Source organism: Microbulbifer pacificus, assembly GCF_033723955.1.
GTDB lineage: Bacteria > Pseudomonadota > Gammaproteobacteria > Pseudomonadales > Cellvibrionaceae > Microbulbifer > Microbulbifer pacificus.
Window position 1 is genome coordinate 3,067,459 of sequence record NZ_CP137555.1, and the last position, 15,057, is coordinate 3,082,515.

Here is a 15,057-nt window from a genome sequence, read left to right on the forward strand (position 1 = left end):
ACAACTTATTTTTAATGGTCGATCTGAATCAGCACGTCGTCGCCTTCAAAGGCGATCGGATAGGTCACCAGCTTATATTCGGCTTTCTCCAGGCACTGTCCGTCGGTCAGTCGGTAGTGCTGCTTGTACAGCGGCGACGCCACCGTCAGTTCTCCGCCGATCTCCGCAACGATGCCGCGGCTGATAACGCCGACGTCAGCGATCGGGTCCCAGTTGTCGATGGCGTACAGCTGGGGTTCCTGATCGGGTAAAAAAAACAGGGCAATCTGACGACCGCCCACAAGAGCGCATACGCCGGAATTGGCTACAAGGTCTGATCGCTTGCAGACATGCAGCCACTCGGCGCGGGTTATGGCAACTTCGCTCATTCTGGTTCTCCACAAGGTAGGTGGTGAAATTCTTAAGGTCTATGTTCTATCCCAGCTTCTGTGGGGCTGGATTCCGGCCTGCGCCGGAATGACGAAATGGAGTTAAAACACTTTCGCGCGATGTGAAGGTGGAGTGCCGGGTACGGGTTTTCAGGAGCGTCGGCAACAGGGATGTTGCCGACGCAGCGTACAGGGACGTATTCACAGCGGTCCTGAAAACCCGTACCCGGTGCTCCACCGCCACCGTAGGATTTCGAGCTAGCCTACTAGGCCGGCTCTGCAATCTTGACGATTTCCTCGCGGGTAGCAGGGCGACGCTGCTCGCGCTCTTCCACGAACACGATCTTCTCGTCCTTCACATCGGTGTTCACAAACTGGCGGAAGCGCTTCAGCATTTCGGGATCGTTGATCGCCGTCTTCCACTCACACTGGTACGTGCCCACCACATTGCCCATCTGGCGCTCAAGCTCCTCGGCAAGCCCCAGCTTGTCCTCGATCACCACCTCGCGCAGGTAATCCAGGCCGCCCTCCAGGTTCTCCAGCCACACCGACGTCCGCTGCAACTTGTCCGCCGTGCGCACATAAAACATCAGAATCCGGTCGATATATTTGATCAACGTGACATCATCCAGATCCGTCGCAAACAGATCCGCATGGCGCGGGCGCATACCGCCGTTACCGCACACATACAGGTTCCACCCTTTTTCCGTGGCGATCACACCGATGTCTTTACTCTGGGCTTCCGCGCATTCACGGGTGCAACCGGAAACCGCCATCTTGATTTTGTGCGGCGAACGCAGGCCCTTGTAGCGATTTTCAACCGCCAGTGCCATGCCCACACTGTCCTGCACCCCGAAGCGACACCAGGTACTGCCCACACAGGACTTCACCGTACGCAGTGACTTGCCATACGCATGACCGGTTTCGAAACCTGCATCAGTCAGCTCGCGCCAGATCTCCGGCAACTCTTCCAGGCGCGCGCCGAATAGATCGATACGCTGGCCGCCGGTAATCTTGGTGTACAGGTCGTATTTTTTCGCCACCTGGCCAAGCACAATCAGCTTGTCCGGCGTGATCTCGCCACCGGCAATACGCGGAACCACGGAGTAGGTACCGTTCTTCTGCATGTTTGCCATAAACGTATCGTTGGTGTCCTGCAGGCCGACGTGGGGTTTCTTGTGGATATGTTCATTCCACAGCGAGGCAAAAATGGAGGCAGCGGTGGGCTTGCAGATTTCACAACCCTTGCCGCGGCCGTGCTTGTGCAGCAGCGTGTCAAAGGTTTTGATTTCCTCCACCTGCACCATGTGGAAAATTTCCTGGCGGGTATAGGGGAAGTGCGGGCACAGATCGTTGTTGACCTCCACACCCAGTGCCGCGAGCTCGGTATCCACCACATTTTTCAGCAGCGCCGAACAGCCGCCGCAACCGGTGGATGCCTTGGTCGCATCTTTAACATCGGCCAGAGAGCAGCAACCGCCCTGTACCGCGCCGACGATATCTCCCTTGCTCACGTTGTGGCAGGAACAGATGGTGGCGGTGTCCGGCAGTGCGCCGGCGCCGAGCGTCGGCTTGGCGCCGTCCAGTGCCGGCAGGATCAATTGTTCCGGGTGATCCGGCAGATCCATATCGTTCAGGTGGTATTGCAGCAGGGTGTCGTAATCATCGGTGTCACCGACCAGTACCGCGCCGCGCAGTTTCTTACCCGCGCGGTCGGTGATCATGCGCTTGTACACACCGGTCTGCTCGTCCACGAAGGTAATCGCCGCGGAACCTTCGGCGCGGCCATGAGCGTCGCCGATGGAGCCAACATCCACACCCAGCAGTTTCAGTTTGGTGCTCATGTCGGCGCCGTTGAACTCGGCAGCATCACCGCACAGCAGGGACACCGTGGTGCGCGCCATGGAATAGCCCGGCGCCACCAGACCGAAAATGCGATTGTCGAACAGCGCGCACTCGCCGATGGCAAAAATATTCTTGTCGGAGGTGCGGCAGTGGTTGTCGACCACGATACCGCCGCGCTCGCCGAGTGTGATACCGGCGGAGCGGGCCAGGTTGTCTTCCGGACGGATACCGGCGGAGAACACGATCAGGTCGGCGACGAGTTCCTTGTCCCCCTTAAACTGCATACGCAGGCGACCGCCGTCCACTTCCTCGATGAGTTCGGTGGCGGTGCTGGTGTGCACGGTAACCCCCAGCTCCTCGATTTTTTCCCGCAGCAGTTTCGAGCCACCTTCGTCCAGCTGTACCGACATCAGGCCGGGGGCAAATTCCACCACATGCGCTTCCAGGCCCAGCTGTTTCAGCGCATTGGCCGCTTCGAGGCCCAGAAGGCCGCCGCCCACCACCACGCCGATCTTGCCGTGCCTGGCCGCGGCCTGGATTTTGTCGAGGTCCTCCAGTGTGCGGTAAACGAAGCACTTCTCGTGCTGGTGACCGGGGATCGGCGGTACAAAAGGATAGGAACCGGTGGCCAGTACCAGGTGATCGTAGGCTTCTGCAGCGCCGCTGGCGGAGGTGACGATTTTCGCTTCGCGATCGATGCTGACCGCGGCATCGTTCAATCGCAGGTCATAGCCCCACTCGCGATACTGTTCCACCTTGCCCATGGCGAGGTCGTCCGCACTGCGGCCAGCAAAATATTCGGATAGGTGGACCCGGTCGTAGGCGGGGCGCGGTTCGGCGCAGAATACCAGCACATCGAACATTGCCCGTTCGGGGCGATTCGCCAGTTGTTCAAGGAAGTGGTGGCCCACCATGCCGTTGCCGATGACGACGATTTTTTGCTTAACCATAATCTCTGCCGTTGTTACCCGCTGTGGGTACCTGAGCGCTTCGGCAGAAGGGGGCAGAAGGGGAGGGGACTTGGGTGGAGTCAGGTCACACGGCTGCCTCTCTTCTGTCGAAGAGCGTCAGGCGCCGTTGCCTTGCTGAAAAGTTTCGGATCGTGGCTAAAGACATTCAATCTCCATGCCAAATTTCCAATGCGTCCCGGTGGGCGGCAACACCGCAGGATTTATAGGATCGATGACGATCTTATATTTTGGGGCTGCGATAACTTGGTGCGCTGCATGAAATTTCGCCCCAAAGTGATTCACATGAAGTAAAGCAAGTGTGAGAGGATCGCCAGTGCCGCCACTGTCTGCCAGAACAGCAACGGGTTGCGTTCCAGGAGGGGGGGCCTTTCCGCGCTGGTGAATCGAGAGTTGGGGATGCTGAGATCGTGCACAAATTCCGACAGCGCGGGATAGCGACTTTTCGGGTCCGGTGCGCAGGCCCTGCGCAGGGCGCCGTCGATCCAAAACGGAATGTCATCCCGGTACTGACGCGCGCTGATATAGCGCAAGGCGGCGTAATTTTTCAGCTGGTAATGGCTGCTGCCAAAGCGCTCTTTATAGGGGTAGTGACCGGTCAGCATTTCGTAGGCGATGACCCCGAGAGAGAAAATGTCCGAACGGTGGCTCGCGCCGTCGCCGACAAAATATTCCGGAGCGCAGTAATTCTTACTGCCCGGTGGTGCACTGTCCTGATAGCGCAGCAGTTCCTGCAGTCCCGCGGCATTGGCGCCACCTAGGTCGATCAGCTTCAGGCGCCCGCTGGAATCTACCATGATGTTCTCGGGTTTCAGATCCCCGTGCACGATTTCCAGCCGCTGCAGACGGCGCAGCGCGCTCACCAGTTGCGCCACCAAGTTGCGCACCTGATCCAGCGGTGGCTCCGGGTTCAGCTGCATCCACTGGCGCAGGTTCTGTCCGTCTACATATTCCATTACGTGGTAGAGAAATCTGCGCTCCTTCTTCGGTGGGAATACCTTGACAATGGCCGGGTGATCCACGCGTCGTCCGGTCCACTCCTCGGCGATAAAACGCTCGATATAGACCGGGTCATCGATGAAGTTTTCGGATGGTGCTTTCAATACGCACAGTGCACCGGAGTCGAGATCCCGCACCAGATACAGATAGCTGCGACTGCTCGCGTGCAGTTCCTGCAGCACCTCGTAACCGTCGATTTTATTGCCCGGCTGCATTGATGGTGGGAAGGGCAGCTGGCTCGTCGCCAGCATCAGATCATCGGCCTCAGGGGAATCCAGCAGATTGACCCGGCACAGCGCCAGGCTCAGGTTGTCCTTGCTGCCGTTATCCAGTGCCGCCGCGATCAGCGGCTGTGCTGCGCTCAGCTGATGGGTTTGCAGTAATCCTGCAAACTGCGCTGACGGCAAAAAATCGTGGATACCATCGGTGGTTATGCAGAACAGGTCACCGGCCTCCAGCGGCTCCTGCCGGTAATCCACTTCAATATACGCATCCATCCCCAGCGCGCGGCTGAGGAAAGTCCGCTCCGGGCCAAGGGTGCGGCTGTGATCCCGGGTCAGGCACTCGAGATTGCCATTGCGCAGGCGGTAAATTCGCGAGTCCCCGATATGAATCAGGTGTGCGGTTGATCCCTTAAATACCACTGCGGAAAACGTCGTCAGCCAACCCCGCTGCACCTCATCGGCACCGCCACTCTGGCGATACAGCCAGCTGTTCAGCGCGTGCAGCACCCGCGCCGCCGCCTGCTTCACCGACCAGGAGTCCGGCGTGCTGTAATAGTCGGAAATAAACCCGCTCACCGCCGCCCGCGCCGCAGCACCCCCGGCCTCTGCACTGCCGACTCCGTCGGCAATCGCCGCCAGCGATCCGCGATAGCGGAGCTCGCTGCCACTGGCCCGATATATCGCCACTGCATCGTCGTTGTACGCGCGCTGCCCGCCTTCGGTGGCGGTGGCGAACGCCACTCTCTCCGTATCGGGCAGAGAATTGCAGGGATCAGCCATGAGCGGTTCGCAGAGTTGGTTCAAACTGTTTTCTCAGGCTACGTCGATCAGGGACACACTGCCATCCGGCATGACTTCCGCCATCTGGCCTTCCGGCTCTTCCAGGAACAGCAAGGTGACAAAGCCCAGCACGGCAGTTCCCGCGATCACCAGGAAAAACGTCTGGTAGGAAACCATGCTGAGTACCGTCAGGTAAAACACCGCGCCCACATTCCCGTAAGCCCCGGTCATACCCGCAATCTGCCCGGTCAGCCGGCGCTTGATGAGTGGCACTACGGCAAACACGGCACCCTCACCGGACTGCACGAAGAAAGAACACGCCATGGCTGTGGCCACCGCCAGATACAGCGGCCACTCGGCATTGATCATACTCATCGCCAGATATCCCAGTGCCAGCCCCGCGGTCAAAATCAGCAGTGTGCTTTTGCGACCGAAGCGATCACTGATCAGCCCGCCGGCCGGACGCGACATCAGGTTCATAAACGCATAGGCCGACGCCAGCAGGCCGGCTTTTACCGGATCGAGGGTAAACGTCTCCGAGAAAAACAGCGGCAACATGGAAACCACTGCCAGCTCCGACCCGAAGGTGGCGAAGTACAGGATATTCAGCACCGCCACCTGCTTGAAGCGATAGCGGTGAATCGGTTCCGGCAGTTTGACGAAAATTTCCCGATTGATGTCGTAACTCTTCTTCGCGTGGAGTACGTACAGCACGGCAAGCGAAACATAGATGGCAACAACGACTGGTTGTGACAGCATGCCGATGCCGGACGGTGAAAGTTTCCACGCCAGCAGTGCCAGCGCCGCGTACATCGGCACTTTCATGATCAGCAACAGTACGAAATCCGATGGGCTGGAAACCTCCATGCCGCCAATTTTTTTCGGCTTGAAATAGGTGCCGCCCTTGGGAGTGTCGGTTACCGAGCGGTAGTAGATCACGCTGTATACCAGTGCAATGGCACCGGTAATGCCGATGGCGTAGCGCCATCCGTCGACACCGCCGACCAGCAGCGCAATGATGGGCAGCGTCATCGCCGCCGCGGCCGAGCCGAAATTACCCCAGCCTCCGTAGATTCCCTCGGCGGTACCCAATTGATTGGCCGGGAACCACTCGGACACCATACGGATGCCGACCACAAAGCCGGCACCGATAAATCCCAGCAGAAAGCGACCAATCGCCGCCTGGGTAAAGTTGTCCGCCAGCGCAAAGATAAAACAGGGAATACTGCCAACGGCCAAGAGCAGCGAATAGGTGAGACGAGGACCGTATTTGTCCGTCAGCATGCCGATGATCACCCGTGCCGGAATGGTCAGCGCCACATTCAGGATCAGCAGGGTTTTCACTTGCTCGGACGTCAGTGACAGACTGTCGGCAATCGCCATCAGCAGGGGGGCGTGGTTGAACCAGGCAAAGAAGGTGATAAAAAACGCGATCCAGGTCAGGTGTAAAACCCGGATTTTGCCCGTGAAGGACAATAGATTCAGCGAATCATTGGACATGGTTTTCCCTGCTTGTGGTTGAGGTCGGCAATTTCTCTGCACATTTCCTACGGGCATAAAAAAAGTCCACAGGCACAGCCTGGGCTGTACCGGTGGACTTCGATGTCCGCATATTCGGTTTTTCTTCGCCGGAATTTTTATTTCAGGTGGCCTGTGGCCCTTCCCTTTATGCCCCGACGGCGAGTCCACGCTATTTCTGTTGCACAGAAACTCACCGGACTCGGGATGGAATATTCAATTTCTGTGCCACATCTGGGCAAAGTGAAAATCTGGTGCGGGAACATGAGGTGTTTTGGGGCGTTTAGAGAAACTAAGACGTCGCTGCCGCATGCACCGGAACACGGGAGAGTATGCGGAGCGCGCAAGTGCGCCCCGTTTTGGGTTGTTTAGCGCAGCGGGCACAGGATTTTGCACTGGCATAGGGCGCTTGCTTAAGTTGGCGATCGACAGTCCGGCATTGTCGTCAGGTTTCCCTGGCCTGTTACAACTGGCTGTGGCGGATAAAGTCCAGGGTCTGCTGGTAGAGATCGGAGCGGAATACTTCCGCGGTATCGGCATCGACAGGGGCGATTTCGTTGCACAGGGCCAGCAGTTCGCGGGCTTTCTTTTCCGTGGGGCGACCGTGGTCTGTCTGCGGATGTGCGAACAGGTGCCAGCCTGGGTTTTTGCGCGGCGCCTCCCCGAAGTGGACAAGCAGCTCGTCGCTCAAGGACGCGGCGATGGCCGCTTCCGGCAGGTCGAGGTATTCCGGGCGCGCGAGAATGCCCACGGCATCCCGGCGCTGGTCGCGATCACACAGCCAGCCACACGCGTCCAGCAGCGCCGCGCGCAGCGCCAGGTGGGTGGCGGGGTTGGCCTCGTGCCAGCTGCGCGTCACCGCCAGCACTTTTTCCGGCATCGCCGGCATCAGGCTATTGCTGGTTGCGGCAATGACGCCGATACCTTCCTGTACGGCCAGGGTGTTCCAGGGCTCACCGACACAATAGCCGTCGATATCGCCGCGGCGCAGGTGCTCCACCATCTGCTCTGGCGGCAGTACCACAATACGCACATCCGCATCGGGATTGATGCCGGCACTGGACAGCCAGTGGCGCAGTTGCAGGGTGTGGCTGGCAAAGGGGTAGACACTGGCAAAGATCAGCGGTTTGTCGCCGCCAGCGCGGCTGCTGATATATGCCTTGAGGGCGGCGCCCGCGTCGCCTTTGCTCGGGTCGAGTTTGTCGTACAGTGTCCGCGACAGGGTGATGGCGTTGCCATTGCAGCTGAGAATCAGGCCGCTCAACAGTTGCTCATCACACTGGGGCAGGGTCTGTTTCAGGGTCAGAGGCATGGGCGCGAGAATGGACGCAGCATCGGCAGCGCCACCGATCAGTTTGTCGCGCAGGGTGGCCCAGGAGGTTTCCCGCTGCAGTTCCACCTTTAGCCCATGGCGCTCGAACAGGCCCAGCTCGCGCGCAATGATCAGCGGCGCGCTGTCGGTCAGGCGCAGGTAGAGAAGCTTCAAATTGGGTTTTTCGACTTGCAGGCTGCTCACAGTTTTGCTCTCGAATTCTTTATAAATTTGCTCTGCGGCTAGTGTGCCGCCATGTTCGCGGATGCTTCGGTTGCTATTTCACCGGCGGCTGCAGGTGCGCGACGATCTGCTCCGCAACCTGGCGCATGGTGGAATTGCTGTTCATCGCCAGAGTGCGCAGGGTCTGGTGGGCAGCCTGTTCGCCGATGTTCTTGCGCGCCATCAACAGCCCCTTGGCGCGCTCGATTACCTTGCGCTCGTCCAGCTGTTGCTGGGTGCGGGCCAGCGACTGGCGCAGATGCTGGTAACTGCGAAACTGGGCCATGGCGATCTCGATGGCAGGGGCCACCCGTTCGGCGGAGAGGCCATCCACCATATACGCGCTGACCCCGGCTTCCACCGCGCTACTGATGAACTCGGCACCGCCGCGCACGGAAAACATGGCTACCGGTGTGGGGTTGTGCTGGTTGATCACCGCGAGGCTCTCGAGAATGTCGCGGTCGGGGGATTCGATATCGATCAGGACGATGTCCGGGCGGTGCTTTTCCACCTGGAACAGCAGTCCCTCGGCGCTGGTGAGTCGCGCCAGCAGCTTGTAGCCGGCGGCAATGAGCTGCTCGGCCACCATGGCGGCGCGTTCTGACTGGTCATCGACCAGCAGGATACTGATGGGTGTCGTCATCGCTCATCAAAACTTCAATTCAGACTGCAGCCAGAACTTGTCGGTATCACTGCTGTAATCGTTCGCAGCGTATTTGTCGTGCTTGGCCAGCAGGTTGATATTTTTTGTTATGGAGTAGGTCGCGACCATGTCCAGGTCGTTGCCGAAATCCAGGCTGCCGCGATCGCTATAGAATTTAGGCACGTTCGCTGCAATCTTGATGCCAGAGACGACGACAGAGCCGCCAGCGTAATAGTCGCGAACCCCATCCACCCGCGTGGTCAGAAACCTGTCAGCAAACCCCTGGAATTTTTGCAACGTGGCCAACGGTGTCTGAAGTGCCCATACCCCGGTCCCCGGTCAGCCACTCGGTGCAGGCGAGGGCGGTGAACTTGTATTGCTGCAGCGGATTGCGCGCAGGTGGTGCAGATTGCAGTCTGGGTGCACGTTTGTGGTGCTCGCGGGGTGTCGCTGGATTTGCTGTCTGGTTTGTTCCCAGAGAAATGTGTGCCGGTCGTGTGGCACTTCACAGGACCAGGGGCTATTAGTTTGTGGGCTCTGGGAAGAAATAAGTAGTAGCGACAGGAACTCGCAGCTGGGCGCTGGCAGTTTGAGTCCAGAGTGGGGCGATTACCTAAGAGCCTTTGCAACTGTGCGCCATGGCAGCGCCATAAATCCAGGAACAATATGGACGGATTTAACCCCGACCGGCGCAACTTCATCAAGCTGTGCACCGTCGCGGGCATCACGGTATTTGCGGCACCGGCGCTGTGGCAGAGAGGAAATGCTCGGCAATCTGAAATTGCGAGCGACAAGCTGAATTGGCGGGGCACCGGCCCGGTCCCCGCATTCCGCGCAGATGGCGTGGCCAAAGTGACTGGCCAGAAAATTTTTGGCCGGGACTTTCGCGCCCGTGACATGCCGGGATGGAAGCAGCAACAACACTACGCGTTTGTGCTGCGCTGCAATCGGACGGGTCGAAGTTTCAACGGTATTGACTGGAGTCAGCTACCGGCAGACGCGCAACCCTACGCGAGAGTAACCGCCGAGACACTGGCGGAAAAAAAATTGCATTTGCCCCCATTCTACGGCGAGGCGATGCTGTTACCCGAAGGTGCGTCACCCCACTACTACGGCCACGCGGTGGCCATGCTGTTGTTCGATGACTTCGAGAAATATGCCATCGCCAAGCAGGCACTGCAGTTTAACGAGCAGGTGATTAGCTACGGTGAGCAAACGCCCCCCATAGAGAGAGATCCCTACGCCAGCTGGCGCATCATCCGGGTTGAGGGTCCGCAGGGGCCGGAGGGCGAAGACCTTTATTCGCCAATGCAGGACGGTCTCTTCTTTCCCAATTACCGCAATCACAAGGCGGAGTGGCCGAGAGCCGCGAACCAGTCGGGGAGTGTCAGCGAGCGCGGCATTTACTATGCACAGCAGATTCGCGGTCAAACCGAACGTGAATCCGATACCGGCAACTGGCACCTTGTGCGTGGCGAGTACCGCACCCAGATCGTTGACCCGATGACGATGGAGCCGGAGGCGGCCAATGTCTGGTTCGACGGTGCCCAGAAAACCTTACACCTGGTCCTCACCACCCAATCGCCACAGGATTTCCAGGAATTTGCGGCACATATGCTTGCCGAAAGTGCATTCGCCACAGCGATTGAGAATATCGTGGTGCACTCCTCGGTAGTTGGCGGCGGTTTTGGCGGCAAGGATCACACCATCTTCCCTTACTACGGCCTGGTCGCCGGACTTTTCGGCTCTGCACCAGTGCGGCTGGCCAATAATCGCTTTGAGCAATTCCAGTCTGGTTTCAAGCGCCATCCTTTCCACATGCGCAATACCCTGGCGGTCGATAAAAAAAGTGGAAAGTTTCAGGCGCTGATTTCCGAGATGCAGGTCGATGGTGGCGGTCGGCAAAATTTCAGCCCATCCGTGTCAATGGTGGGCGCCAGTGCGATTCAGAGTATCTATTATCTGCCGCGCAACGATATTTCCGCGGTTGCCAACCAATCCATGAATGTGGATTCCGGTTCGATGCGCGGCTATGGCACGCTGCAAACCATGTCGGCCATGGAGATGATGGTAAATCAGGCCGCGCAGGAACTTGGAATGGACCCCATTGAGCTGCGACTGCGCAATGCCTTCCAGAACGGTTGGCGCAATACCCAGGGTGCAGTTCCAAAAGTTGGGGTGCGCTACCGGGAATTGTTGGAGCGCGCCATGGAGCATCCCATGTGGCGCGAGCGGGTCGCGCGCAAGCAAGCCTTTGAGCGGGAGAACCCCGGCTACCTGTTTGGCACCGGCTACGCCATCGCCACCAAAGACTACGGTACCGGCGCCGCGGCCCCGAGCGCCGCGGTCCAGTTTGATGCGGCGGGCCGGTTGTCGCTCGCCGTTGAGTTCATGGAAATGGGCACCGGAGTCGCCACCTCTCAGTCGATGTTGTTGGAAAACATACTCGGGCGCGCGGCAGATCACTGTGCGGTGGGCGAGGTTGACGCCTGGCATGCCCTGCAGCAGGTCCAGACCGAAAGCCCTTACACCATGAGCCAGCAGTATCAGGACCAGAATTCCACCAATCCTCTGTGGACGCCAGTGACCGCGATGGCAAGTGCCGCGTCCATGTCGTCTTACTTTCAAAGCCACGCGACCACGCAGGCCGCGGAAATACTTTTCCAGCAGGGACTGTTGCCCGCGGCCCGGCGCCTGTGGAAAACGGACGAGGTGGAGGGAGCGCAAGCGCAATGGCGCGACGGCAAGCTTCACTACAGGGATTTTCCACCCCTGACATTGCCGCAATTGGCGGCGGAAGCCCATCGCAATGGCGGTGTCACCGGTGTGATGGTGCACTGCTTCAATCGCTGGGACTGGACTGAGGCGGATTTCGTTTTGGACGGCCGCAAATGGACCTGGGGTATCGATGGCCTCGCCTTGCGCCGAGGAGGCAGTGCGGAGAACGTCATCGCCGACGAGTACCAGGTCGAGAAACGCCGAGCGGTACGCTATCCGGAAACCGCGCTGAACAACGCCATGGTCACCTACTATGCGCCGACAGCGGCGCTGGTCGAAGTGGCGGTGAATTCAGGTACCGGCGAAGTCAGTATCCACGGGCTGCAGAACTATATGGACTGCGGTCGCACGATTGTGCGCCCGTTGGTGGAGGGGCAGATAGAAGGCGGCGTTGCCATGGGGATCGGCCACGCACTTTACGAATACCTGCCGCCACTGGCGGAGGGGGCTGGCAACGGCACCTGGAATTTGAATCGCTATCAAGTGTCCCTCGCAAAGCATGTACCGGTGTGGAACCAGCAACATGACATCTTGCCGCCGGCAACCGAAAAAGACCCGCACAAGGGGATTGGCGAAGTCGTGATGATCCCCATCGTTGCCGCCTTGGTGGAGGCGATTTACCAGGCCACGGGCAAGCGATTTAACGAGGTACCCGTTACCCCGGAAAAACTGCGCCGCGCGCTCAATCCGCAGGTACTTTGAAGAGGCTTATCCGATGGCGAAGATACCGGTATCACTGGAGGTAAACGGTGCAAAGGTCGGCCCGCTGGAGGTGGAAGAATATACGTCGATGCTGGATTTCCTGCACGAGTACCTGAATCTGACGGGCACCAAGCTTGGCTGTGGCATTGGTGTGTGCCGCGCCTGCACGATCGTGGTCGAGCGTGAAGATGGTTCGTTGGAGCCAGTGCGCAGCTGTATCAGTAATGTGGGCCGATTTAACGGTAAAACAGTTACTACCGTCGAAGGGCAGGCGGAGCACGATAGCGCCGGTGAAATCGTGGCGCTGTCGCCGATCCAGCAGGCGTTCTTGCACAACTATTCCTTTCAATGCGGCTGGTGCACGGCGGGCTTTGTCAATGCCGCCACTGCGCTGATCGACCAGCTCAAGCGTGAGCCGGTAGGGGCAGACGCCATCGAGGGCGTTATCGACCAAGCGCTGGGGGAACATATCTGCCGCTGCACTGGCTATGTCCGCTACTTCAGGGCCGTCAGGGAGGTGATTGAATCGACTCCAGGGCTACTCAAGGAAGCGAAATAAATGCATAAATTTTTTTTCACCTTTCTTTTGCTGGCAATCGGCGGTAATGCCGCCGCTCAGGCGGACGTGGAAAAGGGTCGCTACCTGGCCGCCGCCGGCGACTGTGTCGCTTGTCATACAGCGACCAATGGACGCCCGTTTATTGGTGGAAGGCCCTTCCATACGCCGTTTGGCACTCTTTACTCTACGAATATCACGCCGGACAAGAAAACCGGCATCGGCAACTACACCCTGGAGGATTTTACCGCGGCCATGCGCCGGGGCGAGGGTGCCCACGGCAATCTATATCCGGCCATGCCCTATACCTCGTATTACCTGATTCCCGACGAGGATATCGCATCGCTGTATACCTACTTTATGCAGTTGCCTGCGGTCGAATACTCAGCGCCGGGCAATGATCTGTTTTTTCCCGCCAACTTGAGATTTGGCCTGAAATTCTGGAACTGGATTTTCTTTGACAAAGCCTCACTCTCGCAGCCGGAGGGAAAAAGTCCGGAATGGCAGCGTGGTAATTACCTGGTCAATGGTCTCGGCCATTGCGGCGAGTGCCACACCCCGCGCAATTTTGCCTTTGCCGTGAAAAGTGATGAAAAGCTTGCGGGCAACATACTCGAGGGCTGGGATGCGGTGGATATCCGGTCCGCGTCACTGCATCGCCAGGGGTGGGATAAAGAGCAGCTGCGGTTGCTGTTTACTACCGGCGCCAGTGAGCGCGGTACCGCCTTTGGAGAGATGTTCAGCGTGGTGAAGCACAGCCTGAGCCACCTTTCCGAGAGTGACATCGACGCGATCATTACCTATCTGCTCGATGACAGCGCAGAGAGCAGCGAAAACGTCGCCGGAAATGTCGGCAACCCGCAAGTCGCGGCAGAGCAACACACTCAGGGGCGCGCGGACTTTGTCGCCTACTGCGCGGGCTGTCACGGTCGCGAGGGCAGGGGGGTGACACTGTCGTTCGCGCCGCCAATGGATCGCAGTGCAGCGGTTCGGGGTGATAGCCCCTACAACACGATTGCGGTCATCTTGCGCGGCTTGCCCGCCCAGCGCATGGACCGCACCAATGCCCGGGCCGGTATGCCCAGCTTCCACCTTGAACTGGATGACACACGTGTGGCCGGGCTGGTGAATTTCATGCGCACAGCGTGGGGGGGTGCCGAGGAGCCTGTGACACCGCAAGAGGTGGAAAAAATTCGCCGTCAACTGCGGGAAGAAGACTACCTGGGTGCCGCGGAGTGAACAGATACGGCCGCGTGCTTAGGTTCTCAACCTTACTCCTGGGGTGGTATCTGTTGCCGGCTCAGGCTGCCGACTGGTCGGCAACAGAGGCCCAGTTGCAGTATGGCCAGCTGGATAATCCATTCACCGGAGGAACCGCGGATACCACGATTCTTACCCTTCAGCATGCGAGCGGCTGGAAGTATGGGGAAAATTTTTTCTTCGTGGATTTTATCAACGATGGTATGCGCGATGGCTTCAACGACACGGATGTGTACGCCGAGTGGTATGCAAGCTTCAGCCTGGGGAAGATTACGCGGTGCGATCTGAGTTTTGGGCCGGTGAAAGATCTCGGCCTGGTGGCGGGATTCAACTACTCCGCGGACGCCAACGTGGAAAAGTTCCTGCCGGGGATTCGTATAGCCTGGGCACTACCCGGAGAGGCATTTCTGAATACCGATATCACGGGTTACCAGGACATCGGCTATGGCGATGGCGCACCGAAAGAAGGTGACAGTTATATGGTCGACTTCAATGGCGCCTTTCCATTCAGTATCGGCCTGCAGGATTTCAGTATCGAGGGGCACATTGAATACATCCATAACCGAACCAGTGAATTCGGCGACGTAAAAAGCTGGGTACTGGCACAACCCCAGTTTCGTTGGGACCTGGGTAAGGCACTGTTCCAGAGCCCCAAACAACTATTCATAGGTATCGAGTACCAGTATTGGCGCAATAAACTGGGCAATGAGATCGATGAAAGTGCCGTTCAGGCGTTGGTGGTATGGCGCTTCTGAGTCATACCCGTGATCTTCGATATCGACACCACGGAGGATATTGATCAGACTTCGCCTTGGAAAGTATTGCTGGCGACAGAGCATTGAAGATGAACTCTCGTTGCCGCAAGACGTACAAGGCCTGCCT

The 15,057-nt window shown here is 58.5% G+C and carries 11 protein-coding genes; 4 read left to right on the forward strand and 7 right to left on the reverse strand.

The genetic code is table 11. The annotated features are described in order from the left end of the window. Positions 1-11 precede the first annotated feature (11 nt). From nirD to R5R33_RS13195, 7 genes are all read right to left on the reverse strand, one after another. The gene (gene nirD, locus R5R33_RS13165; protein ID WP_318953160.1) at positions 12-368 is read right to left on the reverse strand and encodes a nitrite reductase small subunit NirD; all 357 of its coding nucleotides are present in this window, start codon (positions 366-368) and stop codon (positions 12-14) included. Between the two features lie 266 nt (positions 369-634). Then, the gene (gene nirB / locus R5R33_RS13170) at positions 635-3,163 is read right to left on the reverse strand and encodes a nitrite reductase large subunit NirB (RefSeq protein ID WP_318953161.1); all 2,529 of its coding nucleotides are present in this window, start codon (positions 3,161-3,163) and stop codon (positions 635-637) included. A gap of 299 nt (positions 3,164-3,462) precedes the next feature. Next, positions 3,463-5,184, reverse strand: a complete 1,722-nt coding sequence (locus R5R33_RS13175) for a bifunctional protein-serine/threonine kinase/phosphatase (RefSeq protein ID WP_318953162.1) — start codon at positions 5,182-5,184, stop codon at positions 3,463-3,465. Positions 5,185-5,217: 33 nt separating this feature from the next. Then, positions 5,218-6,684: a NarK family nitrate/nitrite MFS transporter gene (locus R5R33_RS13180; protein WP_318953163.1), complete on the reverse strand. Its 1,467-nt coding sequence runs from the start codon at positions 6,682-6,684 to the stop codon at positions 5,218-5,220. A gap of 481 nt (positions 6,685-7,165) precedes the next feature. Next, positions 7,166-8,218 (reverse strand): CmpA/NrtA family ABC transporter substrate-binding protein, encoded by a 1,053-nt coding sequence (locus R5R33_RS13185; protein WP_318953164.1) that lies wholly within the window; start codon positions 8,216-8,218, stop codon positions 7,166-7,168. A 73-nt stretch (positions 8,219-8,291) separates the two neighbouring features. Then, the gene (locus R5R33_RS13190) at positions 8,292-8,879 is read right to left on the reverse strand and encodes an ANTAR domain-containing response regulator (RefSeq protein ID WP_318953165.1); all 588 of its coding nucleotides are present in this window, start codon (positions 8,877-8,879) and stop codon (positions 8,292-8,294) included. Positions 8,880-8,885: 6 nt separating this feature from the next. After that, a complete protein-coding gene (locus R5R33_RS13195) occupies positions 8,886-9,062 on the reverse strand; it encodes a hypothetical protein (protein ID WP_318953166.1) in 177 nt (58 codons plus the stop codon). Between the two features lie 483 nt (positions 9,063-9,545). Between R5R33_RS13195 and R5R33_RS13200 the strand changes: the two genes are divergently transcribed. From R5R33_RS13200 to R5R33_RS13215, 4 genes are read left to right on the forward strand one after another with little or no spacing between them, the layout of a single operon-like run. Beyond that, positions 9,546-12,359: a xanthine dehydrogenase family protein molybdopterin-binding subunit gene (locus tag R5R33_RS13200; protein WP_318953167.1), complete on the forward strand. Its 2,814-nt coding sequence runs from the start codon at positions 9,546-9,548 to the stop codon at positions 12,357-12,359. Positions 12,360-12,372: 13 nt separating this feature from the next. Next, positions 12,373-12,918 carry a (2Fe-2S)-binding protein gene (locus R5R33_RS13205; RefSeq protein WP_318953168.1) on the forward strand — a complete coding sequence of 182 codons (546 nt, stop codon included), beginning with the start codon at positions 12,373-12,375 and terminating at the stop codon, positions 12,916-12,918. Further along, the gene (locus tag R5R33_RS13210; protein WP_318953169.1) at positions 12,919-14,154 is read left to right on the forward strand and encodes a cytochrome c; all 1,236 of its coding nucleotides are present in this window, start codon (positions 12,919-12,921) and stop codon (positions 14,152-14,154) included. It abuts the gene before it with no gap. A gap of 53 nt (positions 14,155-14,207) precedes the next feature. After that, positions 14,208-14,930 carry an outer membrane protein OmpK gene (locus tag R5R33_RS13215; RefSeq protein WP_318953170.1) on the forward strand — a complete coding sequence of 241 codons (723 nt, stop codon included), beginning with the start codon at positions 14,208-14,210 and terminating at the stop codon, positions 14,928-14,930. The last annotated feature ends 127 nt before the right edge of the window (positions 14,931-15,057 follow it).

Coding starts and splice junctions, on each gene's coding strand:
- nirB (WP_318953161.1), bottom strand. CDS start 3,163: ATGGTTAAGCAAAAAATCGTCGTCATCGGCAACGGCATGGTGGGCCAC.
- R5R33_RS13200 (WP_318953167.1), top strand. CDS start 9,546: ATGGACGGATTTAACCCCGACCGGCGCAACTTCATCAAGCTGTGCACC.
- R5R33_RS13180 (WP_318953163.1), bottom strand. CDS start 6,684: ATGTCCAATGATTCGCTGAATCTATTGTCCTTCACGGGCAAAATCCGG.
- R5R33_RS13190 (WP_318953165.1), bottom strand. CDS start 8,879: ATGACGACACCCATCAGTATCCTGCTGGTCGATGACCAGTCAGAACGC.
- nirD (WP_318953160.1), bottom strand. CDS start 368: ATGAGCGAAGTTGCCATAACCCGCGCCGAGTGGCTGCATGTCTGCAAG.
- R5R33_RS13205 (WP_318953168.1), top strand. CDS start 12,373: ATGGCGAAGATACCGGTATCACTGGAGGTAAACGGTGCAAAGGTCGGC.
- R5R33_RS13210 (WP_318953169.1), top strand. CDS start 12,919: ATGCATAAATTTTTTTTCACCTTTCTTTTGCTGGCAATCGGCGGTAAT.
- R5R33_RS13175 (WP_318953162.1), bottom strand. CDS start 5,184: ATGGCTGATCCCTGCAATTCTCTGCCCGATACGGAGAGAGTGGCGTTC.